The organism is Sphingomonas limnosediminicola (assembly GCF_039537965.1).
GTDB classification, from domain to species: domain Bacteria; phylum Pseudomonadota; class Alphaproteobacteria; order Sphingomonadales; family Sphingomonadaceae; genus Sphingomicrobium; species Sphingomicrobium limnosediminicola.
Genome location: NZ_BAABBM010000001.1, coordinates 1,533,129 through 1,554,729 on the forward strand (window position 1 = coordinate 1,533,129; position 21,601 = coordinate 1,554,729).

Annotated in this window: 20 protein-coding genes and 1 tRNA gene; 5 read left to right on the forward strand and 16 right to left on the reverse strand. The window is 64.7% G+C overall.

The window, feature by feature from the left end:
- The first annotated feature begins 64 nt into the window (after positions 1–64).
- Positions 65–328: a hypothetical protein gene (locus ABD704_RS07660; protein ID WP_344699091.1), complete on the forward strand. Its 264-nt coding sequence runs from the start codon at positions 65–67 to the stop codon at positions 326–328.
- Here the strand turns inward: ABD704_RS07660 and tilS are convergent.
- From tilS to ABD704_RS07695, 7 genes are all read right to left on the reverse strand, one after another.
- Entirely contained in the window at positions 325–1,296 is a 972-nt protein-coding gene (tilS, locus tag ABD704_RS07665) for a tRNA lysidine(34) synthetase TilS (RefSeq protein ID WP_344699092.1), read from the reverse strand. The two genes, ABD704_RS07660 and tilS, sit on opposite strands and share 4 nt — an antisense overlap.
- A gap of 18 nt (positions 1,297–1,314) precedes the next feature.
- On the reverse strand, positions 1,315–2,253 hold the full coding sequence (locus ABD704_RS07670) for a tetratricopeptide repeat protein (protein ID WP_344699093.1): 939 nt from the start codon (positions 2,251–2,253) through the stop codon (positions 1,315–1,317).
- Between the two features lie 65 nt (positions 2,254–2,318).
- A complete protein-coding gene (locus ABD704_RS07675; RefSeq protein WP_344699094.1) occupies positions 2,319–3,263 on the reverse strand; it encodes a helix-turn-helix domain-containing protein in 945 nt (314 codons plus the stop codon).
- Between the two features lie 30 nt (positions 3,264–3,293).
- Positions 3,294–5,561, reverse strand: coding sequence for a phosphoenolpyruvate--protein phosphotransferase (gene ptsP, locus ABD704_RS07680; RefSeq protein ID WP_344699095.1), 2,268 nt, complete (start codon positions 5,559–5,561; stop codon positions 3,294–3,296).
- A gap of 53 nt (positions 5,562–5,614) precedes the next feature.
- The gene (locus tag ABD704_RS07685; protein WP_344699096.1) at positions 5,615–6,370 is read right to left on the reverse strand and encodes a Crp/Fnr family transcriptional regulator; all 756 of its coding nucleotides are present in this window, start codon (positions 6,368–6,370) and stop codon (positions 5,615–5,617) included.
- Between the two features lie 67 nt (positions 6,371–6,437).
- Positions 6,438–7,448: an NAD(P)H-dependent flavin oxidoreductase gene (locus tag ABD704_RS07690; protein WP_344700510.1), complete on the reverse strand. Its 1,011-nt coding sequence runs from the start codon at positions 7,446–7,448 to the stop codon at positions 6,438–6,440.
- Positions 7,449–7,492: 44 nt separating this feature from the next.
- The gene (locus ABD704_RS07695; RefSeq protein WP_344699097.1) at positions 7,493–8,725 is read right to left on the reverse strand and encodes an aspartate kinase; all 1,233 of its coding nucleotides are present in this window, start codon (positions 8,723–8,725) and stop codon (positions 7,493–7,495) included.
- 52 nt (positions 8,726–8,777) lie between these two features.
- Here ABD704_RS07695 and ubiG point away from each other — a divergent pair, with 52 nt between their 5' ends.
- Entirely contained in the window at positions 8,778–9,497 is a 720-nt protein-coding gene (gene ubiG / locus ABD704_RS07700) for a bifunctional 2-polyprenyl-6-hydroxyphenol methylase/3-demethylubiquinol 3-O-methyltransferase UbiG (protein WP_344699098.1), read from the forward strand.
- An 82-nt stretch (positions 9,498–9,579) separates the two neighbouring features.
- Here the strand turns inward: ubiG and ABD704_RS07705 are convergent, their stop codons facing one another.
- Genes ABD704_RS07705 through ABD704_RS07720 form a run of 4 tightly spaced genes read right to left on the reverse strand, consistent with a single transcriptional unit; the run spans position 9,580 to position 12,553 of the window.
- The gene (locus tag ABD704_RS07705; protein ID WP_344699099.1) at positions 9,580–10,251 is read right to left on the reverse strand and encodes a glutathione S-transferase family protein; all 672 of its coding nucleotides are present in this window, start codon (positions 10,249–10,251) and stop codon (positions 9,580–9,582) included.
- A gap of 34 nt (positions 10,252–10,285) precedes the next feature.
- Positions 10,286–10,729, reverse strand: coding sequence for a hypothetical protein (locus ABD704_RS07710; protein WP_344699100.1), 444 nt, complete (start codon positions 10,727–10,729; stop codon positions 10,286–10,288).
- A 36-nt stretch (positions 10,730–10,765) separates the two neighbouring features.
- Positions 10,766–11,578: an undecaprenyl-diphosphate phosphatase gene (locus tag ABD704_RS07715; RefSeq protein WP_344699101.1), complete on the reverse strand. Its 813-nt coding sequence runs from the start codon at positions 11,576–11,578 to the stop codon at positions 10,766–10,768.
- 18 nt (positions 11,579–11,596) lie between these two features.
- Complete coding sequence (locus ABD704_RS07720; protein ID WP_344699102.1) at positions 11,597–12,553, reverse strand: complex I NDUFA9 subunit family protein; 957 nt, start codon at positions 12,551–12,553, stop codon at positions 11,597–11,599.
- A gap of 91 nt (positions 12,554–12,644) precedes the next feature.
- Between ABD704_RS07720 and ABD704_RS07725 the strand changes: the two genes are divergently transcribed.
- A tRNA-Leu gene (locus ABD704_RS07725) sits at positions 12,645–12,731 on the forward strand.
- Between the two features lie 14 nt (positions 12,732–12,745).
- Here the strand turns inward: ABD704_RS07725 and ABD704_RS07730 are convergent.
- Positions 12,746–14,398 (reverse strand): bifunctional metallophosphatase/5'-nucleotidase, encoded by a 1,653-nt coding sequence (locus tag ABD704_RS07730; protein WP_344699103.1) that lies wholly within the window; start codon positions 14,396–14,398, stop codon positions 12,746–12,748.
- Positions 14,399–14,653: 255 nt separating this feature from the next.
- Here ABD704_RS07730 and ABD704_RS07735 point away from each other — a divergent pair, with 255 nt between their 5' ends.
- Both ABD704_RS07735 and ABD704_RS07740 read left to right on the forward strand, forming a co-directional pair.
- Entirely contained in the window at positions 14,654–17,317 is a 2,664-nt protein-coding gene (locus ABD704_RS07735) for a TonB-dependent receptor (protein WP_344699104.1), read from the forward strand.
- A gap of 94 nt (positions 17,318–17,411) precedes the next feature.
- Positions 17,412–17,933 carry a gamma carbonic anhydrase family protein gene (locus ABD704_RS07740; protein ID WP_344699105.1) on the forward strand — a complete coding sequence of 174 codons (522 nt, stop codon included), beginning with the start codon at positions 17,412–17,414 and terminating at the stop codon, positions 17,931–17,933.
- Here ABD704_RS07740 and ABD704_RS07745 read toward each other — a convergent pair.
- From ABD704_RS07745 to sdhC, 4 genes are all read right to left on the reverse strand, one after another.
- A complete protein-coding gene (locus tag ABD704_RS07745) occupies positions 17,920–18,879 on the reverse strand; it encodes an MBL fold metallo-hydrolase (protein ID WP_344699106.1) in 960 nt (319 codons plus the stop codon). The two genes, ABD704_RS07740 and ABD704_RS07745, sit on opposite strands and share 14 nt — an antisense overlap.
- A 104-nt stretch (positions 18,880–18,983) precedes the next feature.
- Complete coding sequence (gene sdhA, locus ABD704_RS07750) at positions 18,984–20,789, reverse strand: succinate dehydrogenase flavoprotein subunit (protein ID WP_344699107.1); 1,806 nt, start codon at positions 20,787–20,789, stop codon at positions 18,984–18,986.
- Positions 20,786–21,181 (reverse strand): succinate dehydrogenase, hydrophobic membrane anchor protein, encoded by a 396-nt coding sequence (sdhD, locus tag ABD704_RS07755; RefSeq protein WP_344699108.1) that lies wholly within the window; start codon positions 21,179–21,181, stop codon positions 20,786–20,788. Before sdhD ends, sdhA begins: the two co-directional genes overlap by 4 nt.
- Positions 21,178–21,573 carry a succinate dehydrogenase, cytochrome b556 subunit gene (sdhC, locus tag ABD704_RS07760; RefSeq protein ID WP_344700511.1) on the reverse strand — a complete coding sequence of 132 codons (396 nt, stop codon included), beginning with the start codon at positions 21,571–21,573 and terminating at the stop codon, positions 21,178–21,180. Before sdhC ends, sdhD begins: the two co-directional genes overlap by 4 nt.
- Positions 21,574–21,601: the final 28 nt, after the last annotated feature.

The following is a 21,601-nucleotide window of genomic DNA, read 5'->3' on the forward strand; positions in this document are numbered from 1 at the left end:
AAATCCGCTCACGGAACATTTCCCAGAGACTCGCAGGTTGTGCGGTGAGGAGCCGCTTTTCGCAATGACCTTACGCTGTCACCTTTTCGGCCACGTCCGCTCCGCAAGCCGGGCGGCGTTCGACGAAAAGCATCAGTTCTGGATCAGCGACTGCAAGCGCTGTCACATCCTGCTGGTACGCGAGCAGGATGGAAAATGGGCGCCATTGCCCCGCCAGCCCGACAGGCTCGACCCGATCCAGCGCATAGAGCCGGTGATCGCCGACGACACGCTTGAGCTGTCCGAGGAGGATGAACCGGCGGCCTTTGCGGCTGCGGTGGTCGCTTAGCCGCCTCGCCGCGGCGGCGCCTTGGAGAACCGCCAGTCTTTCCCGCCCGAGCATAACACGCCTCGGATCGTCGTCGTCTCACCACCGGCGAGAGCCTCGAGGAGACGGTCCAGCTCGCGGCCCCTAAGCTCTGCGCCACGCCCTTCGGTCGCGAGTTGGCCGATGGCCCGCGCGACGATCCGGCGGCGGATTTCCGATGGTGCGTCGCCGGCGCGGTAGAGCAGCTCGCCGTTGGCATCGAACACCGAATGATCCCATTCACGCGCGCTGGCCCAATTCAATGCGGCATGGGCGCGCCGCAAATTGGTCGCGCTCGCGGCGAGACCCTCCCGATCAAGCCAGTCTGCTCTGTCCAGCGCCTGGCGGACACGCACGCGCTCATATTGGGTGTCGTCGTTGCTGGGATCGTGAGCCGTAAGCGAGCCAGCGTCGCGGCATAGCTGCTCGAGCTCCACATGCCGCCAGCCCAACAAAGGGCGAACCAGTAGAATGCGCGAGCCTGGTACCGCTCCTTTCGCACCCATACCCGCGAGGCCGCGAACACCGGACCCGCGATTGAGCCGCATGACTAGCGTTTCGACCTGGTCGTCGAGGTGATGCCCGGTCGCCACCGCCCGCAGCCCGCGATCCTGCGCCCACGCTCCCAGCAGCTTGTAGCGCGCCGCGCGGGCCCGCTCCTGGATCCCAGTCTCCGGCTTTTGCGGCCAGTCCACGGTGAGGATTTGGTGGCCAACGTTCAGGTTCTCGCAGAGCTCAGCGACCTGCGCTGCTTCCCTAGCACTTTCGGGACGAAGCGCATGATCGACCGTCGCGGCTTCAACCTTTCCCGGTCGGGCCGCTGCAGCAAGAAGCAATAACGCGACGCTGTCCGGGCCACCGGAAACCGCGACTCCAATGCGCTCGCGCGGATCGATTAACTTGTCGAGGTCGGCCTTGAAGCGTTCGACCAGTGCGGCGTCGGGTACCATCCCGGCCGCATTAGCACATCAGCTGCACTGCGCCTGTGCCTTGGCGTCGCTGACCTGCTTTTTGAGGTCGGCGCGCGCCTTCGATCCGTAGATGGCATCGAATTCCTGATAGACCTTGCAGGCCTGTCCCGGCTGACCGAGCTGCATTGCTGCCTGACCGAGATAGTAGAGGCTGTCGCCGGCGCGCTCGCCTGCGGGGTTGTTACGGTAATTCGCGAGGAAGGTTGCGGCAGCGTCCTGCATCTTCCCCTTGCTCATCAGCGAACGGCCGATGAGGTTGTTGGCGTAGCTGACTCGGCGGTGCTTGGGATAAGCCGCGGTGAAAGAGCGAAGCGACGCGATCGCGCCGTCGAAATCGCCCGCTTCCCAGAGCTTGAATCCCTGCGTGTAGGCGACCTCGCCCGGATCGCCTTCTGGCGTTGCGGCCGTCGTGGTCGATACGGATGCAGGAGTCGGCTCTGCCTTGGTTCCGGACTTGCCCGGCGCCGGCTTCGTCGTGCCCGGCTTGGCTGTCGGCTTCGAAGACGCCGGCTCCTGGACGACCGGCTGGACGACAGGCGCGACGGTCGCCGCCGCGCTGACGCGATGCTCCAGCGCACCAATGCGCTGATCCTGATCGGTCCGGGACTTGGCGACATCGGCTTCCAGCGACTGCAGTCGGTGTCCGTTCTCCTCCGACTGGCGGAGGAGGTCGGCCATCTGTCGTTCGAGCGCGTCGAGGCGCTGGTCGAGAGTCGCAACCGACGACTGCGTCGCCGCAGGTTCGGTGGAGAAACCGGCCGTGTCTGCGGGCCGTCCGCGCGGGAACACCTGGCGCTGAACCTGGTCGACCTGCCGCTCGAGCCGCTCGATACGCTGTTCGGGAGTGACTTGCTGCCGCTGGGCCAAGGCTGCGGAGCCAGGCAGCAGCGCGAACGTGGCAGCCGCCAGAACGGTAATCGAACCCAATGACTTCACGATGATTCCCCGACGCTTACCCTGTCACGCGATTGTGAGCCGCCGCGGCTTTCGCGGCGATGAATCTATTCGCCCGTGTTGCTCGTTGCCGGCGTGGTCTCCGCTGGCGGCGGCGCAGCGGGCGCTGGTGCGGGTTGCTCGACACGCGGGCGGCCGACCCGCGGTTTCGGCGGCGGGGCAGGCGTCGTCGCTTGGGGCGCGGGTCGCGCGGCTGCCGGGGCAGCGTCTGCCTGATGCAAAAGGCTCGCCGGCAGCAGGCTGACGTTCACCGTCGTCGCTGGAGGGCCGACGGGCGGCGCGACGGCATTGCCGACGTTGATCCGGAGCGCTTCGGGCTTGCCGGTCTTGAGCATCGGAGCCGTGGCCGTCGCCGGCACCGCGTATGTCTGCCCTGGCTGAAGCGTGCCGGAGAAGAGCGACGCGCCGCCCTTCTCGCTGACCTGGAACCAGACCGGCGCCGTTGCGGTGAGGACTACCGGCCCCTGGGCCGGTGCAGACGGCGCGGCGGCTTGCGGCTGCGCGCTCGTCTCAGCTGCGGGCCCCTCGGCGGCCGTATTCATCGGTTCGTCGGGCTGCTGAAGCGAGCGCTGGTTCAGCCAGCTCATCAGCGCAATGAGGACGATCACGGCAGCGATCATGCCAAGCACGAGCGACTTGGGCATGGTTCGGCGCGGATCGGCCGGCTCGAACGACTCCATCGTGTTGGCGGTGAAACGCTGTCCGCCCATTTCAGCCCGGAGCTGGTCGCCGATCTCCACCCGGTCGAGGCCAACGGCGCTCGCATAGCTCTTGGCGAAACCGATCGTGTAGGTCGGCGCCGGAAGCTCATCCCACTCGGCATTCTCGATGCTTTCGAGATGCCGGCGCGGGATGCGGGTTTGGGCCGCGATGTCGTCGAGGGAGAGCTTGGTCTTTTCGCGAGCCGTGCGGAGTTGTTCACCGACTGTCGGCACCTCGGCTTCGGTCAGTTGCTCGTCGATCGCTTCGATTTCAGTGTCGCGCTTGGGCATAGGTCCTGTTTGAGCGCTGAGCCGAAGCTGTCAACTGATTGTGACGCTGTGGCGGCGCGCCCAGTCGGTCAGCGTCTTGCGCATGTCGCGCGGTGGCTTGACCAATAGCCGGTCGAGCTTGTTGCGGATGGCCGCCGCATCGAGCGAGCGCACCATCGCCTTGACGGGGCCGACGGCCGCCGGCGTGATCGAGAAATTCTCGGCGCCGATGCCGACGAGTGCCATGGCTTCGAGCGGCCGCCCCGCCATCTCTCCGCACACCCGCACCGGCACATTTGCCGCGCGCGCCTGGTCGAGCACGCGCTTGAGGAAGCGAAGGATCGCCGGGCTCAGCCAGTCATAGCGCTGGGCAAGACGCGGATCGGAGCGGTCGGCCGCAAACAGGAATTGCGTGAGGTCGTTCGTCCCGATCGACAGGAAATCGACGCGCGGAAGCAACTGGTCGAGCATTTCGGCAAGGCTCGGCACCTCCAGCATGGCGCCGAATTCGATGCGTGAGGGCATCGCCCTCTTTGCCTTTCTCGCCCAGGCGATCTGCTCCTCGAACAGGGCCCGCGCCTCTTCATACTCCCACGGCTCCGAGATCATCGGGAACATGACTCGCAGGACCTTGCCCGGCGCCGCCTCAATGAGGGCGCGGGCCTGCGACTTCATCAACGCCGTGCGGTCGAGCGACAAGCGAAGCGCGCGCCAGCCCATCGCCGGGTTCTCGGCTTCGTCCTGGATGTCGGTGAGATAGGGCAGCGCCTTGTCGCCGCCGATGTCGACCGTGCGAAAAACGACCGGCTTGTCGCCCGCCGCGTCGAGAACCTTGGTGTAGAGCCGCTGCTGCCGTTCGCGTCCCGGCAAGGTCGCAGAGACGAGGAATTGGAACTCCGTGCGGAACAGGCCGATCCCGTCTGCGCCGGACATCGACAGGGTCGCTGCATCCTCGGCAAGGCCCGCATTGACCATTACGCTGACGTGGACGCCGTCGCTCGTTTCGGCCGGAAGGCTTCGAATCGCGGCGAACTGCGCCTGCCGCTTCTGGCTCATCGCCATGCGATGCTCGAAACCGGATACCAGCGCGCGGTTGGGGCGGACGATGACGCTGCCCGCGTCGCCATCGACGAGGATCGCTTCGCCCTCCTCGACGCTATGGCGAATATCGGACAATCGGCCGATGACCGGAACGCCGATCGCGCGCGCAACGATCGTCATGTGCGAGGTGAGCGAGCCTTCTTCCAAAAGCACCGCCTTGAGCCGCCTCTTGTCATATTCGAGGAGATCGGCGGGCCCGAGGTTCCGGGCGATCAACACGGTGTCGCGCGCCAGCCCGGTCTGCGCCGCCGTCCCGAGCCGGCCGGAAACGATACGAAGCAGGCGGTTCGACAAATCTTCAAGGTCGTGCATCCGCTCCTGAAGAAGCGGGTCGTCGATATCGAGCATGCGGGCACGGGTGCGTTGCTGAACCCGCTCGATAGCAGCTTCGGCGGTCAGGCCGCTGTCGATCGCTTCGTTGATTCGCCGCGACCAACCTTCGTCGTAGGCAAACATCCGGTAAGTCTCGAGGATTTCCTGATGCTCGCCGGTCATGCCGAACTCGGCCTCGCGGGCCATGGTGTCGATTTGCTCGCGCATGCGACGGAATGCTGAATAGACGCGCGCCCGCTCGGCCTCCGTGTCCTCGGCGACGGTGTGCTCGACCACCACCCGCGGCTCGTGGAATACGGCCTCGCCGCGGGCCATGCCTGCTACCAATCTCAAGCCAGTCAGTCGTAGGGGACCGGCGCTGCGCAGGCGGCCGCGCTTGGCACCGTCGACCAGCCGGGCACCGGCAATCATCTCCGACAGCACCATCGCCACCGTCTGCAGAGCCTCGATCTCGACTTCCTCGTAGCGACGCGGCTCGGCGTGCTGGACAGCGAGGACGCCGATCGGGCTCTCAAGCCGCACGATCGGCACGCCCGCGAAGCTATGGAATCGTTCTTCGCCCGTCTCCGGCCTGTACGCGAAGGCGGGATGTTCGGCGGCTTCGGCGAGGTTGAGAATACGTCCAGATGCCGCGATCGTGCCGACGAGACCCTCGCCCATGCGGAGCTTGGTGACGTGCACCGCTTCCTTGCGCAGGCCGTGGGTCGCGAACAGCTCGAGCGAATTGTCGCGTAGGAGGTAGATCGAACAGACGTCGCTGGTCATCGCTTCGGCGATCAGGTCGACGACGCGGTCGAGCTTTGATTGCGCGGAGCCGCGCTTGGCCATGACCTCGTGAAGACCCGTCAGGATCTCGCGAGCGGAAGCGGCGGCGGTAAGCGGCATTTCTATCGGCTATCAGATGCGCCGCCGCGATGCCACGGACTAGGTGTTCGTCGCTATGCTCGCGCGGAGCGCCACCCCGTGCCGGGCACCGTGACCTTCCATTGCGGGTCGCATTCGAACCGGCGTTCCGGAACCGCGCCGAGGCTTCGGAGGCCAGGAAGATCGCGGATCGTGATCCGGCGGCCCTTCCGTTCGATCAGGCCTGTCTCATCAAGCTGCGCGACGGTTCGATTAGCGTGAACCGGTGTGATGCCAAGCACATCCGCCAGCTCTTCCTGGGACAGCGGAAGGTCAAAGGCCGGCTCGGCTTTGCCGTTGATGACGGCAAGCCGCTGGTGGAGAAGCACCAGAAAGGCCGCCAGGCGCTGCATGGCGGTCGTCCTCGCGACAGAGGTCAGCCGGTCCATCAGCATCACGCGCTCCTTTTGGGCGGCGAGGAACATGGCGGACGCAAGGCGTGGCACGCTCATGAACAGCTTGGCGAACTCGCTCGCCGGGATCACTTCGACCGTGACCGCGTTTAAAGCGAGTAGCGTTTCGGCGGCACCATCGAGGACCAGGCTCGGCGTCCCTAGCAGGTCGCTCGGCAGGTGGATTTTCACCATCTGCCGCGAACCCGCCGCGATATCGACGCATGCGCCGACCCAGCCTTCCGCGAGGTAGAATATCTCCCGTGCCGGTTCCCCTTGCGCCCGGATGATATCGTGCCGCCGGAATTGGCGGGTCTCGATCGTCATCCTCTCGACCAGCTCGAGCTCGAGCTGATCCAAGCGCAGGAAATCGCTAAGCTTGGGAACCGATGTCTTCATTGCTGAGCAGAGACCGAACTTGAGGGATGATTCAACCGTTCGCCATTTCGGCGCTTGTGTGCAAAGTCTAGCCCCGACTTTCGAGTGCGGCCGCCGCTTCGTCGATTAATTCCCGGATGATTGCCGCGACGGGCTCCTCGCGAGTCACCATGCCGACCGACTGGCCGGCCATGACCGATCCGGATTCGACGTCGCCGTCGATCACCGCTCGGCGGAGGGCGCCCGCCCAATAATGCTCGATCTGGAGCTGCGCTTCAGCCATCTCGATTGCGCCTTCGTCCAGCTTTTGCGCGACCTCGCGCTGCTTGGCAGCGAAATTCTCCATCTCGCGGTTCTTCAGTGCGCGGACTGGAATGACGGGCAGGCGCGGGTCGATCTGTACGCTCGGAATGGCGTCGCGCGCCGACGCCCGGATGAACGCTTTCTTGAAGTTGGCGTGGGCAATGCTCTCCGTGGCGCAGACGAAGCGGGTGCCGAGCTGAACGCCCACCGCGCCCATTTCCAGATAGGCAGCGATCGCCTCCCCGCGGCCGATACCGCCGGCAATGAACACCGGAATGTCCTTCGCCACGACGGGCAGGATTTCCTGCGCGAGGACCGAGGTCGACACCGGCCCGATATGGCCGCCAGCCTCCATTCCCTCGATCACCAACGCATCGACCTTGGAGCGCATCAGCTTCTTCGCCAGCGCGAGCGCCGGCGCGAACGCCATGAGCTTCGCGCTGCTTGCCTTGATGCGGTCGATCGCACCGGAAGGCGGCAGGCCACCCGCGAGCACGACGTGGCCGACCCGATGCTTCGCGCAAGTGTCGATCAGTTCGCTCAGCTGCGGGTGCATGGTGATGAGGTTCACGCCGAAGGGCCGGTCGGTGCGCGCCCTGGTCTCGGTGATCTCGGTGTCGAGCAGCTCGGGCGTCATTGCGCCGCACGCGATCACCCCGAACCCGCCAGCGTTGGAAATGGCGGAAACGAGGTTGCGCTCCGATACCCAGCTCATCGCGCCGCACATGATCGCGACGTCGCAGCCGAGGAACTCGGTACCCCGATGCATCAGCTCCTTGAGACGCTCATGGCCCATCGAAGCGTGGACGGCGCGTGGTTCGGCGATCAGCCCCTCGCCGCTCATGCCGCGCGCTCCGTGTCGAGGCCAAAGGCGGAATGAAGCACGCGCACCGCGAGCTCCAGCTCCTGCTCGCCGATCAGCGCGCTGACCTTGATTTCGCTGGTGGAGACGGCGAGCAAATTGATCTGCCGCTCGGCCAGAACCTCGAACATCTTCGCGGCCAATTGCGGGTTCGAGCGGATGCCGACGCCGACGATACTAACCTTCGCCACCGCATCGTCATGGACGAGCGACGCATAACCGATCTTGGTCTTCAGACCTTCGATGACCGACATGGCTTGAGCAAGACTGGCGCGAGGCACGGTGAAGGTAAGGTCGGACGACCCGGTGTTGGGCGTCGCCGCATGGACGATCATGTCGAAGGCGATGCCGGCATCGGCGAGCGGCGTGATGACCTGCGCGACGGTGCCGGGCTTGTCCGGCACGCCCGTCAGCGTGATCCGCGCCTCGTTCCGATCCGCGGCGATGCCGGCGATTGAGTTCCGTTCCATGTTATCTCCCGAAAGCTCGGCAACGATATCGGTGCCCGGCAGGTCCTCGAATGCGGATAGCACCCTCAACGGCAGCTTCTCCCGCATGGCGAGCCCGACCGAGCGCACCTGCAGCACCTTGGCGCCGACGCCCGCGAGCTCGAGCATCTCCTCGAAGGTCACCTGCGTCAGCTTGCGCGCCCTCGGCACGATGCGCGGATCGGTCGTGTAGACGCCATCCACGTCCGTGTAGATGTCACAGCGGTCGGCCTTGACCCCCGCCGCGATCGCCACGGCAGACGTATCCGACCCGCCTCGGCCCAGGGTCGCAAGCCGGCCATCGGTTGAGACACCCTGGAAGCCGGGAATGACCGCGACCGTGCCGCCGGTCAGCGCCTCGTCGAGCGTGACTGCCTCAACGGCTTCGACGCGGGCGTTGCCATGGATGCCGGAGGCACGGACTAGCTGCCAGCCCATAAAGCTGCGCGCCTTCAATCCCGCCGCCTGCAAGGTCATCGCGAGAAGACCGGCAGTCACCTGCTCGCCGCTGGCGACCACCACATCATATTCGGTTGGATCGTGCAGCGGCGCGGCTTCCCGGCACAGCTGGACGAGGCGGTCGGTCTCGCCCGCCATCGCCGACACCACCACCAGAACCTGGTTGCCTGTCGCCGCTTCCCGCTGGACGCGCTGCGCAACGCTGCGGATACGTTCGATGCCGGCCATCGACGTGCCGCCGAATTTCATGACGATGCGCGGCATTCGGGCCAGGAAGCTCCTTGGGTGAGAGGCGGCGCCCTGTTAGGGGTGGCGCATGGTCCAGACAAGCATCCTGCCCGCGGAGGCCGAGCACTTCGGCAAGCTCGCCGCAGATTGGTGGGACCCGAACGGCGCGTCGGCGATGCTCCACAAGCTCAATCCGGTTCGCCTCAAATATGTCCGCGACATGGTCGACCAGCATTGGCAGTGCGACGAGTGCAACCGTCGGCCGCTGGAGGGAAAGAGTGCGCTCGACGTCGGCTGCGGTGCCGGCCTCCTGGCGGAGCCATTGGCGAGGTTGGGCGCGACGGTCACCGGCATCGATGCATCCCCCGAAGTCATCGCAATCGCTCGACAGCATGCCGCGGCCGTCGGCCTGAAGATCGATTATCGTTCGGGCGACGTCCAGGCGCTGGACGGCAAGTACGACCTTATAACCTGCATGGAAGTGGTCGAACATGTCGCGGACCCAGGCGCCTTCGTGAAGGCGCTGGCGACGCGTCTCGCACCCAACGGTCTGCTGATCATGTCGACACCCAACGCCACCGGCTGGTCGCGCCTGATGATGATCACCATCGGCGAACGCGTCGGTCAGATACCGAAGGGTACCCACGACTTCGACAAGTTTCTTTCGCCGGAGCGATTGCAGGTTCTTCTGTCCGGGGCTGGTCTCAAGTGCCTCGACGTCGAGGGCATCGCCTGGAGCCCGACTAAGGGTCTCCACCTCAGCGACGATGTAAGATTGAATTTTCTGGTCGCGGCGGCTCCCGCCTAGGTTCGACCGCCTTGTTGCTGGCTGCGACCTTTACTGCGCTGAAGGTGCAGAAGCTGATCAAGCGCCTCGCCTTCGCTAGCGCTTAGAAATCCACCTTGTCGTAATGGCCGGGCGGCACGATCACTTCCATCCGCTCGCCAAGCAGCGGCCGGAAGCAGGGCCGTGATTTCATCACGGCATACCAGTCCTTGGTCTGCTTGTGCCCCCGCCAGTCGAGCGCGCCGAGGTAATCGATCACCGACAAATGCGCGGCCGCGGTGAAGTCGGCGAGGCTCAGGCCCGGCCCGGCAAGCCAGCGGCGGTGGTCGAGCAAATAGTCGAGATAATCGAGATGCTCGGAAGCGACACGCATCGCTTCGCGCAATATCCGCGTGTCGGGGCTCTCCCGGCTGACGATGCGCTTCCTCATCCGCTCGTTCATCAGCGGCTCGACCGCCTCGCGATAGAGTTTGATGTCGAACCATTCGACGACGCGACGGATTTCGGCGCGGAGCTGGGCGTTGCCGTGGATCATCGGCATTCGATCGACCGTCTCGTCGAGATATTCGACGATAGGCTGCGAGCCGATCAGCGTGATGCCCTGATCGGGCTCGACCAGCACAGGAGTCTCGCCGGCGGGGTTCAGGTCGATGAACTCGTCGCGCTTCTCCCACGGGTTTTCGCGCACGAGCTCATGGCCCACCCCCTTCTCTGCGAGGACGAGCCGGACTTTCCTTGAAAAGGGGCAAAGCGGGAACTGGAAAAGCTGCCACATGGCGGGGCAGCTTTAGCGTGTGAGCGCGGTGCGTCTAGCGCTTCGGATAGGTTGGGTCAGGCATATTTGCGGCGGCGCGTTCGATCGCCCTGCTCGCCTGCTGCAGGCCATCCATCATCGCGGGGAGCGCCTCGTTCAGCGTCCTGGCCGCCTGCTGCATCATCGGCTGCGCCTGCGCGATCTGCCGCTGCAGATTTCGTTCGAAGTTGGGATCGTCGCGCCGGGCGACGTCGCGAACCGTCATGCGTCTTTCAGCCGGCGTCGCTTCCCTGCCCTCAACGGCGGCTTGGAGCTCGCCGACTCGGATGTCGAGAAGCGCCTTCGACATGGCCTGCATCCCGCGCGTCACCCGGTTGATCGTCGCAGGGTCCGTGAGCTGCGGGGGCAATTGGATCGTGTTCGGGGCTGAAGGAGCTTGTTGCGCGATCGCGGGCGTCGCAAACATCAGTGCCGGCAGGAGAATCAAGAGCTTACGCATGGCCGCAGCTTAGCATTGGCTGCGTCCAGAATAAACTCAGCGCATCGCCAGCCATGCCAGCGCGACGGTGCCGACGATGATGCGGTACCAGGCGAAGGGCCCGAACCCGTGGCGCGAGATGTAGTGAACGAAGGCCTTCACCACGACGACCGCGACGACGAAGCTGACGACGAATCCGACGGCGACGGCGCTGAAGCCAATCCCGCTTGCGCCGGCCATGAGCGTGTCGCGATGCTTCACCAGTTCCAGCGTGGTCGCGCCAACCATCGTCGGGATCGCGAGAAAGAAGCTGAACTCGGCGGCGGTGCGCCGCTCGACGCCAAGGCTGAGCCCGCCCATGATCGTTGCGCCTGAGCGGCTGACACCCGGGATCATGGCCAGGCATTGGACGATGCCGACGCCGATGACGGTGCCAAGCGGCATCTCCGCAACGCCGACGATCGGCGTCTCCTTCACCATGCGTTCTATGACGAGGATGGCGATGCCGCCCACAATGAAGGCAACCGCCACGACCATAGCGTTGCCGAGCAGCAATTCGATCTTGTTGATCAGGAGGAAGCCGAGGATCGCCGAGGGCAGGAAGCCGATCAGGATGTTGCGGACGAAACGCCAGGAGATTGCCTGGCCTTTGAACATCCCTTCCAGCACCGCCCAGAAGGTTCGCCAATAGAGCACGACGATCGCAAGGATCGCGCCGAGCTGGATGATGACGTTGAACGCCGCCCATTTGTCGGCGTCGAAACCGAGAAGCTCGGTCGCAAGAATGAGGTGCCCCGTCGACGAGACTGGGAGGAATTCGGTGACGCCCTCGACGATGCCGAGGATGATCGCGATCAGGAGGATTGGCATCGGCTAGGGCTGCAAGGCTCAGTTGGTGGCGGTCAAATGAATTCGCCGCCCGGCGAACTTGCCGCCCTTGTGGAAGCGGCCGAGCCATTCGTAGCCGACGGCCGCTAGCGGGGTGGCGTCGATGCCGAATGCTTCGAGTCCGGGCAGCTCGCCCGACGCTACATTGTCGCGCTGGAGCATCAGCCACTGGTCGCGGGTGAGTGGCGCGCCGGGCAGCCAGCCGAAGCTCGACAGCAACCGCCCGAACAGGTCGGGCAGCGGAACGATGTCCGGGCGCTGGCCGGTCAGATCGAGGATCGCCTCGTGAAGCTCGACCATGCTCATGATCTGCGGGCCGCCAATTTCGTAGGTCTTGCCGCCGAACTTCTGCGGCTGGATCGCCGCAAGCGCTATTGCCTTGCCAAGGTCGCGGACGAAGACGGGCTGGAATTTGCGATTGCCGGCAATCACCGGGAGAAACGGCAGGCTCGCCATTCCGGCGAACCGGTTGGTGAGATTATCCTCCGGCCCAAAGACCAGCGAAGGCCGGATGATCGTCGCGTTCGGGAAGGCCTTGCGGGCCTCAAGCTCGCCTTCGCCCTTTGATTCGCCATAGAGCGAGGGCGAGTGGACGTCGGCGCCAATGGCGGAAATCTGCACGAGCGCCTCTGCGCCCGCGTCGCGCGCCTCTTCGGCTACGTTGCGCGCGCCGTCGATATGCACCGCGCGCATCTGCCGGCCGAAAACCCCGCACAGGTTGATGACCGTACTTGCGCCGCGGACCGCGTGGCGGACGCTCTCACTGTCGGTGATGTCCGCCCGCACGAAGCCGAGCTGACCGACCTGGCTTAACGGCTGGATGCTGTAAGCCTGGCGCGGGTTGCGCTGGGCGACGCGAACGCGAACCCTGCTTTTCATCAGCGCTTCGCAGACGTAGCGGCCGATGAAGCCGCCGCCGCCAAATACCGTTACAAGCTCGTCCGCGCGTTCGATCATGGGGTGGCGCGATAGCCTCTGCGTTCCTAGATTGACAAGGCGGGTCAGCGGCCCCTAAGCGCCGCCGCCTGCCAGAAACGATGAGCACCGTGCCCAGGTGGCGGAATTGGTAGACGCACCAGCTTCAGGTGCTGGCGCTCGCAAGGGCGTGGAGGTTCGAGTCCTCTCCTGGGCACCATCGCTCTTCAGCGACTATCGGCTTGTCTCCATCCTCGTGACGCGGCCGCCGACGATTGCCGGATTGCCGCCAAGGTAAGCTTCCAGCGCATCCAGATCGAGGCCCGAATCCTGCGCGTCCTTTTCGCGCGCGAAGACGGAGAAGCCGTCGCCGCCCGAGGCGAGGAAGTTGTTGACGGTCACGCGATAGCGACGTGCCGCATCGATCAACTTGCGGTCGAGCGTCATCGACACGATGCGCTGCCCCTCCGGCCGCGACAGATCGTAGCTGAAACGGAAGTTCGATGAAGGCAGGAGCATCGACGCAAGCTTGGGCTGGCCATTCTCGACCTTGAACTGCTGTTCGAGCAGGTCCTTCAACTCCGCGCCGGTCAGGGACTTCACGACGAGATTGTTTCCAAACGGCTGTACGGCAAAGATCTGGCCGTAGGTGACCGTCCCGTCGGCTTGGGTTTGAAGCCCGGTCCGCACACCGGTCGCATTGGTGAACGACAGATCGGCGGCTCCCCGCGATTGCGGCCACGTCGCGGCGAGCTGGGCATCGGCGATGAGGTCCCCTGCCGGCGATTCCTCATCGGTCTCGGACTTGGGGGCAGGACTGCGAAGCCGGCCAACGACGCGCGCCGCGGCCGGCGCGGCGGCTTCCGCATAGCGCTTCACAAGCGAGGCAATTTGCGGGTCGCCGCCAAGCTCCGGCCTGACCGGAACGTTCATGGCGGACGAGTCGCGCAGCGCGTGCGTGCGCGGGTCGAACTTGAGGCGGATGTCGGTGACGAGGTAGCCGTACTTGCCGCCGCTCGTCAGCAGCCGCTCCGCGCCCGCGCGCTTCAACTTGCACACATAGGCATAATGGGTGTGGCCGGAGACGATCACCGAAATCGCCGGATCCAGCTTGTCCATGACGTCGAAGATCGGCCCGGCAATTCCCTCGCAGCCAGATTGCTGGAAAGTTGTCGGCGCCTTCGCGCCCTGGTGGATCAGGAGGACAATCGTATCCGCGCCGGCTGCCTTCAGCTTCGGGACCAGCGCATTCGCCGTTGCGGCCTCATCCGCGAAGGTCAGGCCGGCTACGCCCGCAGGAGTCACCAGCGTCCCGGTCCCTTGGAGCGTCATGCCGATGAAACCGATGCGAACGGGCCCGAACCGGCGAACCGCGCTGCCCGGAAAAATCGTCGCTCCCGATCTGTCGAACACATTGGCGGCCAGGAAAGAGAAGCGCGCCCCTCCGAACGGCTCGAGCCGGCACGGGATCCTGGTCGTATATTTCTGACACCCGCCGCGCTGCATGCGGGTCAGCTCGTTCGGGCCCTTGTCGAATTCGTGATTGCCAACCGCGTTCAGGCTCAGGCCGACCGCATTCATCGCGTCGATCGTCGGTTCGTCCAGGAAGTAGGCCGATACCAGCGGCGAGGCGCCGATGAGGTCGCCGGCGGACACCGTGATGGTACGTTTGTGCCCTGCCCGCAGTCGCTGGACCGCCGCGGCAAGCGCGCTGACGCCGCCGAGCCGCTGCTTCAGCTCGGTCCCGTCGGCCAGGCCGATCGTCGGCACGTCAGGCGGCGACTCGATGTTGCCATGGAAGTCGTTGAACGCGACGATTTGAACGTCGATCGGCGCTGGGCGGGCGGCCCTTGCGGCTGAAGCGGGGAACGAACCCGCCCCGAGCAAAAAAAGCGCGGCTGTTGCAATCAGGTAACGGCACATCGGAGAAGCTTCTGAATCCTTGAAGAATCGGGCGTTGTCAGGCCGCTAGGCGGTCTGGGCGACAGTTGCATGACTCAGCGTGAGCCTGTTAGCGGGCCGCCTGTCACTCAACTGAAACACAACTCAATTCTTACCGTCACTGCAAGTCAATCGAGCGGTCGCATTCGACGAATAGCGGCCCGCTCATCCCAAAAACTTTGTCCAGTCCTGGGGGGACCCGTGAAGAAATTTGTACTGCTTTGCACGACGGCAATGGCCGTCATGCCAACTGCCGCTTACGCTCAGTCGACCGGAACGGTCGAAACCGAAAAAGACTCCATCGTCATCACCGGCACTCGTGCTCGCAAGGGCACCGACGGTATCGTGATCCAGGACTCGACCAAGGCGAAGGGCCTGGTCACGCAAGAATATATTGCGAAGCAGAGCCCCGGGCAGACGTTGCTCAACACGATCAACTACATCCCGGGCGTCAACTTCACCCAGAACGACCCGTACGGCAGCTCGGGCGGCAACCTGCGCATCCGCGGCTTCGACGGGAACCGCGTCAGCGTGACGTTCGACGGCGTGCCCCTGAACGACAGCGGCAACTACGCCGTCTACCCCAACCAGCAGCTTGATCCGGAGTTGGTCGAGCAGATCAACGTGAACCTGGGTGCGACCGACGTCGACTCGCCGACGGCCTCGGCCGCGGGCGGCACGGTCAATTTCCGTTCGCTGATTCCGAGCAACAATTTCGGCGTTCTCGCCGACGCTTCGTACGGCACGTTCGATTTCCGCCGCGTTTTCGGCATGGTCCAGACCGGTGCGTTCGGACCGTACGGCACCAAGGCCTGGATCGCCGGCAGCCGCAACATTTACGACATGTGGCGCGGCTCGGGCAAAATCGACAAGTGGCAGGTGAACGCAAAGATCTATCAGGCGCTCGGCTCGGGCGGCGACTTCATCTCGCTTGCCGGTCACTACAACCAGAACCGCAACAACAACTATAACAACCCGAACCTGAGCGACCTCCGCACGCTATTCGGCACCACCGAAGTCCCGTCCAGCCCGACCGAGTTCCCGGTCGTCGTCGGCGACTACAGCAGCTCGCAATGGCGTCAGATCAATCGCATCGCGTATCCCGGCGTTTGCCGCGACGCGAGCGGCAATCCGGTCACCCGTCCGGTCGGCGTCAACGGAACGGCGCAATCCGATCCGGGCACCGGCGCGACCAGCGCGACCAACGTCTGCTACACGCCGGACGGTCCGTTCGCGAGCCAGGCGGTCACCAACCTGCTGGGCGTGCAGATCAACCCGTCGAACACCGGCAACATCCGCGGTCAGTCGCGCTTCACCCTCGCCGACGGTCTCGTGCTGACGGTCGATCCGACCTACCAGTACGTGCTTGCCAACGGCGGCGGTCAGGGCGCGCTGCTGAAGGAAAGTGACGACCTACTGAAGCAGGGTGTCGCGGGTTCGCAGGGCGTCGACCTCAACCGCGATGGCGACTACCTGGACACGCTCCTCGTCGGCCGCCCGTCGATCACGAATACCAACCGCATCACGGTGCTCAGCTCGCTGGTGTGGAGGATGGATCCGAACAACACGTTCCGCGTCGCCTACACCTACGATCGCGCTCATCACCGTCAGACGGGCGAATATTCGTACACCAACGAGAACTTCAATCTGACCAATCCGTTCTTTGGACGGAACGGCACGCCGCTGCTCTCCGCGACGGGTGATGTTCTGCAGAACCGCGACCGTACCTCGATCGCGCTGCTCAACCAGCTGTCGGGTCAGTATATCGGCAAGTTCATTGACGATCGGCTTCGCCTGGAAATCGGCGTCCGTTCGCCGTGGTTCGTGCGCGACCTCGATCAGCATTGCTACACGCCGGTCACGGGCTCGGGCTTCCCGCTCTGCATCGCGAACCCGGTGGCGCTCGGATACCATATCGTTCCGACCGATATCGACCCCACCACTGCCGGCTCCAAGGACCTGTGGGCGCCGTTCAAGGCGAAGTACAAGTATCACAAGATCCTGCCGAACATCGGTGCGACGTTCGCCATCAACCAGGGTCTCAGCGTGTTCGCCAGCTATGCGAAGGGACTGTCCGCGCCGCGCACGGATAACCTCTATCGCCAGCCGGTGATCTCGGTGAAGCCGGAGACGACCGACTCCTTCGACCTGGGCACCCGCTACATATCGGGCCGCTTCCAGGCTCAGGCGACCTTGTGGAAGATCAGCTACAAGAACCGGATCGTGACGTCTTACGACCCGGATACGAACACTTCGATCGACCGCAACGTCGGCAAGGTCAGCAGCTGGGGCTTCGATGGCGGCCTTGGCGTCAAGCCGGTTCACCACCTGAACCTCATCGGCTTGCTCAGCTACACCAACGCCAAGCTGAAGGATGACATCCTCATCGGCGCGGTGAACTATAACAGCGCGAGCCCGCCTCCGGCATCGACGCTAAGCCCGTTTGAGTTCTACTGCAGCGCCATCCCGACGACCGGGACCAAGAAGGTCAACGTTTGCGGCAAGACGGACGGCAAGTTCGTCGTCGAGACGCCGAAGTGGCAGTACGGCGGACGCGTCGAAGTCGACTTCAAGCCGGTCACCGTGGGCATCCAGGCGAAACATGTCGGGGCGCGCTGGGCGACCGACGTGAACGACGTGAAGGTCAAGGGCTATACGACCGTGGACATGGACGCTCGCGTCGGGCTCGACTTCATCCCGGGCAAGAAGTCCTATGTGCAGCTCAACGTCATCAATCTCCTGAACGAGCATTATTTCGGGAACCTGTCGACGAGCATCAATGCCTATGGCTTCGGCAACAGCGCGCCGCGCTTCACGCCGGTTGCCTCGCGTGCGGTCACCGGGACACTCACGCTCGGCTTCTAACCCTCAGTAGCGTAACAGGGGGTGGCCCGGCGGTGCTTCGTGCACTGCCGGGCCTTTCCTTTTCTGAAGCGGTCACCCGCGCTAGCGTGGGCGCATGCCACTCTATTCGATCGGCGATCTTTCGCCTCAGCTAGTGGATGGGGCCTGGGCTGCGCCGTCTGCCGATCTCATCGGCGATGTTCGCCTCGGCCAGCGCGCAAGCGTCTGGTTCGGCGCCGTCATCCGCGCCGACAACACGCCGATCGTCATCGGCGAGGAATCGAATATCCAAGATGGCGCGATCGGCCACAGCGATCCGGGCTTCCCGCTTACTATCGGTGCGCGCGTGACAGTCGGCCACCAGGCGATCCTTCACGGCTGCACGATCGCCGACGATTGCCTGATCGGCATGGGCGCGCGGATACTGAACGGCGCGGTGCTGGAGCCGGAATGCCTGGTCGGCGCGGGCGCGCTCATTACCGAGGGCAAGAGATTCGAGCGGGGATGCCTGATTGTCGGCTCGCCCGCGCGTGTCGTCCGGCAGCTCAGCGACGAGGAACGGCAGGGCCTACGCGTTTCCGCCGCGCATTACGCGGAAAAGGCCGCGCGCTACGCCGCGCTGCTCAAGACGGTCTAGCCGCCGGACAATATTTGTTTCGCTCGGCGGGCGGCACGCGGAGCCGCTTGTCGAGATAATAGCCAAGCAGGTCGTCGAGGTTCCGCTTGCCCAGCGGCGCGATGAACCGCGCCGCGTCCTTTTTCCACCCAGCGATGCATTGTTCCTCGGGCGCATCGCTGTCCGCGCAATCGACGAAGTGCCGGAAGGCGCTTTTCCATTGCGCGAAGTCGCTCCTGCTCATCGCCGCGCCATGCCCGGGAACGAGCGTGACGAAGGACGAGGCTTCAATCTGGTCGAGCGCCTTGAACCACCCATCCACACATGCGGTGTCGAGGAAGGGCGCAAAGGCGACGACGAGATCGCCCGAATAGGCCGTGCGCGTCTTCGGATCGTAGACCCAGACGTCTCCTTCGGTTGCAGCAAAGCGCGCCAGGTGAAGCTCGAGCGGCCTGCCCGCGATCATGCGCTTGCCCGAAGCCGTGACCGGATCCGTCGGCATCAGGTCCGCGCGATCGTCCATGGCGGCGAAGTCGCCCAGAATCTCCGCCTTCTGCGCCTGCGCAACCTCGCCGCTCGCCAAATATTCCTCCGCGTCCTTGCGGCTGTCCTTGAGGAATCCCGACAGCGCACCCGCGACCGCGTTCGACGCGATGACCCGCGCCTTCGGATAGGCTGTCCGGATCTCCTGGTTCCCGCCGGTGTGGTCGAGATGCCAGTGCGTGTTGATGATCGCCGCGATCGGCTTGCCGCGTGCTTTCGCTGCTGCGAGGATCTTGTCGTGCTGCACCTTGTGGCGGCCGGTGTCGATGACAATCAGGCCGCCGGGCGCGTCGAGGATGATGCTGTTGCCGTCGGGCTGGCGCCCCTCCTCGAAGGTACCAGGGATGAGCAGATAGGGCGCCGGCGCTCCCGCTAATGCACTGGCCGCGAGCAGCGACATCGTAACGACAGGCATCAAGCGCATGAGCCATCTCCCCCGAATGGGCGAGACGTAACGCTCCCTAGTCTAGGAGGAGAGCGAAACTCGCCGGGCCCGCCGTTGCGGTCGACGAGCCGACGAACGGTTAATCAGTAAACCCGCGCCTTCGGCTTGATATACTGGATGTCGTTGGTGAGCGTGAACTCGTGGACCGGCCGGTAGTCGATCCGCACGCCGCCCTTCGGCCAGCGGCCGCCCCAGGCGTCGAACCAGGCGACCGTGTGCTTCATCCAGTTCTTGTCGTCGCGCTTGGGATAGTCTTCCTGCATGTGCGCGCCGCGGCTCTCCTTGCGGTTGGCGGCGCAATGCATGGTGACAACCGCCTGCGCGAGCAGGTTGTCGAGCTCAAGCGTCTCCACAAGGTCGCTGTTCCAGATGAGGCTGCGGTCGCTGACACGCACGTCGGCCATTTTCGAGAACACGGCGTCGATCTTCTGGACGCCTTCGCCGAGCGTCCGGTCCGTGCGGAACACGCCGCAATCGGCCTGCATCGTGCGCTGCATCTCTAGCCGGATTTCGGCAGTCGGGCTGGCGCCTTCCGCGTGGCGGAACTTGTCGAGACGCCCGAGCGCAAGGTCGGCGCTGTTCTTCGGCAACTCGTCCTGCAACGCACCCGACTTGACCACTTCGCCAAGTCGCATGCCCGCGGCGCGGCCGAACACCACGAGGTCGATGAGGCTATTGGAGCCGAGCCGGTTGGCGCCGTGAACGCTAACGCACGCCGCCTCGCCGACCGCGAACAGGCCCGGCACGACGGTGTCCGGCATGCCGTCCTTCAGCGTGACGACCTCGCCGTGATAGTTCGTCGGGATGCCGCCCATATTGTAGTGGACGGTCGGCACGACCGGGATCGGCTGGCGGGTCAGGTCGACGCCGGCGAAGGTCATTGCCGTTTCGGTGATGCCCGGCAGGCGCTCGGCCAGGATCTCCGGCGCGATATGGTCGAGATGAAGGAAGATATGGTCCTTGTGCTCACCCACGCCGCGGCCTTCGCGGATTTCCATCGCCATCGAGCGTGAGACGACGTCGCGGCTGGCGAGGTCCTTCGCTGACGGCGCGTAGCGCTCCATGAAGCGCTCGCCTTCGCTGTTCGTCAGGTAGCCGCCCTCGCCGCGCGCGCCCTCGGTGATGAGCACGCCAGCGCCGTAGATGCCGGTCGGGTGGAACTGGACGAACTCCATGTCCTGCAGCGGCAATCCCGCGCGTAGCACCATCGCATTGCCGTCGCCGGTGCAGGTGTGCGCCGAGGTCGCCGAGAAATAGACCCGCCCGTAGCCGCCGGTCGCCAGCACCACGGCTTGCGCGCGGAAGCGGTGCATCGAGCCGTCGTCGAGGGACAGCGCGATAACGCCGCGGCAAACCCCATCTTCCATGATCAGGTCGATGGCGAAATATTCGATGAAGAAGTCGGCGTCGTACTTCAGGCTCTGTTGATAGAGCGTGTGAAGCATCGCATGGCCGGTACGGTCGGCCGCCGCGCAGGTGCGCTGCGCCGCCGGGCCTTCGCCCATGTTCTGGGTCATGCCGCCGAACGCGCGCTGGTAGATCTTGCCCTCGGCCGTGCGGCTGAACGGCATGCCGGCATGCTCCAGCTCGATAACTGCGGCCGGTGCTTCGCGGGTCAGATATTCGATCGCGTCCTGGTCGCCGAGCCAGTCGGAACCCTTGACCGTATCGTACATGTGCCAGGTCCAATGGTCCGGGCCCATGTTGCCAAGGCTTGCAGCGATGCCGCCCTGCGCCGCTACGGTGTGGCTGCGCGTCGGAAAGACCTTGGTAACGCAGGCCGTCTTCAGTCCCTGGCCGGCGGCGCCCATCGTGGCGCGAAGGCCGGAGCCGCCGGCGCCGACGACGACGACGTCGTAAGTATGGTCGATGATCGGATAGGCGGTCACGCAATCGCTCCGAACGCGATGGTGCCGAGCGCGAACAGCGCCAGCGCGCCACCCGCAACGGCGAGGAACAGCAACAGGGTGTTCAAGGCGAAGTTGTTGCCAGCGTCATGGACATAGTCGTCGACGACGACCTTCATCCCGTCGAGCGCATGGCGGAAACCGACGATCACCAGCAGCGCCATTGGCACGGCCGCGCTCGGCGCATGCAGCCACTCGAGTACCGTCTGCCGGTCGAGGTTCGGCAGGAACAGCAACGACGCGACCAGCCAGGTTCCGAGGAGGAGCAAGGCTATGCTGGTCACCCGCTCCGTCAGCCAATGCTCGCCGCCCTCGCGCGCGGAGCCGAGGCCGCGAACCTTGCCGATCGGGGATGCGCTGTCGCCGAGGCTCATGTCCGAACTCCCAGAATATAGAACCAGACCACCGCGGTCAGCAGGACCGACCCGATGATCGTCAGGACCGCGAAGGTTTTGTTGACGCCCAGCTCGAACGCCGCGCCCGTGTCCATGACGAGATGCCGAATGCCGGACAGCAGGTGCTGGAAGAATGACCAGGTCAGGCCGATCAGCACCACGAGGCCAATCGGGCTTCCCGCGACCTTCGTGAAGTCGGCGTAGGTCTCCGCTCCCTTGGCCAACGCCATGAGCCACCATGTCAGCACCGCGAGGCCGCCAATGGTGAGCGCAACACCGGTGGCGCGGTGGAGGATCGAGACCACCATGTGCGGCCCCCACCGCCAGATCGACAGGTGGGGAGATAAGGGTCGTGGATTGGTAGCGGCCATGATCGAGCGCTCGATATTGTTGTGCGAC

Excerpts from the sequence above, each read along its gene's own strand:
- ABD704_RS07690 (WP_344700510.1), bottom strand. The coding sequence starts at position 7,448 with ATGGGCCATGAGCGTCTCAAGGAGCTGATGCATCGGGGTACCGAGTTC.
- ABD704_RS07745 (WP_344699106.1), bottom strand. The coding sequence starts at position 18,879 with ATGCGCTTGATGCCTGTCGTTACGATGTCGCTGCTCGCGGCCAGTGCA.
- sdhD (WP_344699108.1), bottom strand. The coding sequence starts at position 21,181 with ATGAGCCTCGGCGACAGCGCATCCCCGATCGGCAAGGTTCGCGGCCTC.
- ubiG (WP_344699098.1), top strand. The coding sequence starts at position 8,778 with ATGGTCCAGACAAGCATCCTGCCCGCGGAGGCCGAGCACTTCGGCAAG.
- ABD704_RS07720 (WP_344699102.1), bottom strand. The coding sequence starts at position 12,553 with ATGATCGAACGCGCGGACGAGCTTGTAACGGTATTTGGCGGCGGCGGC.
- ABD704_RS07710 (WP_344699100.1), bottom strand. The coding sequence starts at position 10,729 with ATGCGTAAGCTCTTGATTCTCCTGCCGGCACTGATGTTTGCGACGCCC.
- ABD704_RS07675 (WP_344699094.1), bottom strand. The coding sequence starts at position 3,263 with ATGCCCAAGCGCGACACTGAAATCGAAGCGATCGACGAGCAACTGACC.
- ptsP (WP_344699095.1), bottom strand. The coding sequence starts at position 5,561 with ATGCCGCTTACCGCCGCCGCTTCCGCTCGCGAGATCCTGACGGGTCTT.
- sdhC (WP_344700511.1), bottom strand. The coding sequence starts at position 21,573 with ATGGCCGCTACCAATCCACGACCCTTATCTCCCCACCTGTCGATCTGG.
- ABD704_RS07705 (WP_344699099.1), bottom strand. The coding sequence starts at position 10,251 with ATGTGGCAGCTTTTCCAGTTCCCGCTTTGCCCCTTTTCAAGGAAAGTC.
- ABD704_RS07715 (WP_344699101.1), bottom strand. The coding sequence starts at position 11,578 with ATGCCAATCCTCCTGATCGCGATCATCCTCGGCATCGTCGAGGGCGTC.
- ABD704_RS07740 (WP_344699105.1), top strand. The coding sequence starts at position 17,412 with ATGCCACTCTATTCGATCGGCGATCTTTCGCCTCAGCTAGTGGATGGG.
- ABD704_RS07695 (WP_344699097.1), bottom strand. The coding sequence starts at position 8,725 with ATGCCGCGCATCGTCATGAAATTCGGCGGCACGTCGATGGCCGGCATC.
- ABD704_RS07685 (WP_344699096.1), bottom strand. The coding sequence starts at position 6,370 with ATGAAGACATCGGTTCCCAAGCTTAGCGATTTCCTGCGCTTGGATCAG.
- ABD704_RS07660 (WP_344699091.1), top strand. The coding sequence starts at position 65 with ATGACCTTACGCTGTCACCTTTTCGGCCACGTCCGCTCCGCAAGCCGG.
- tilS (WP_344699092.1), bottom strand. The coding sequence starts at position 1,296 with ATGGTACCCGACGCCGCACTGGTCGAACGCTTCAAGGCCGACCTCGAC.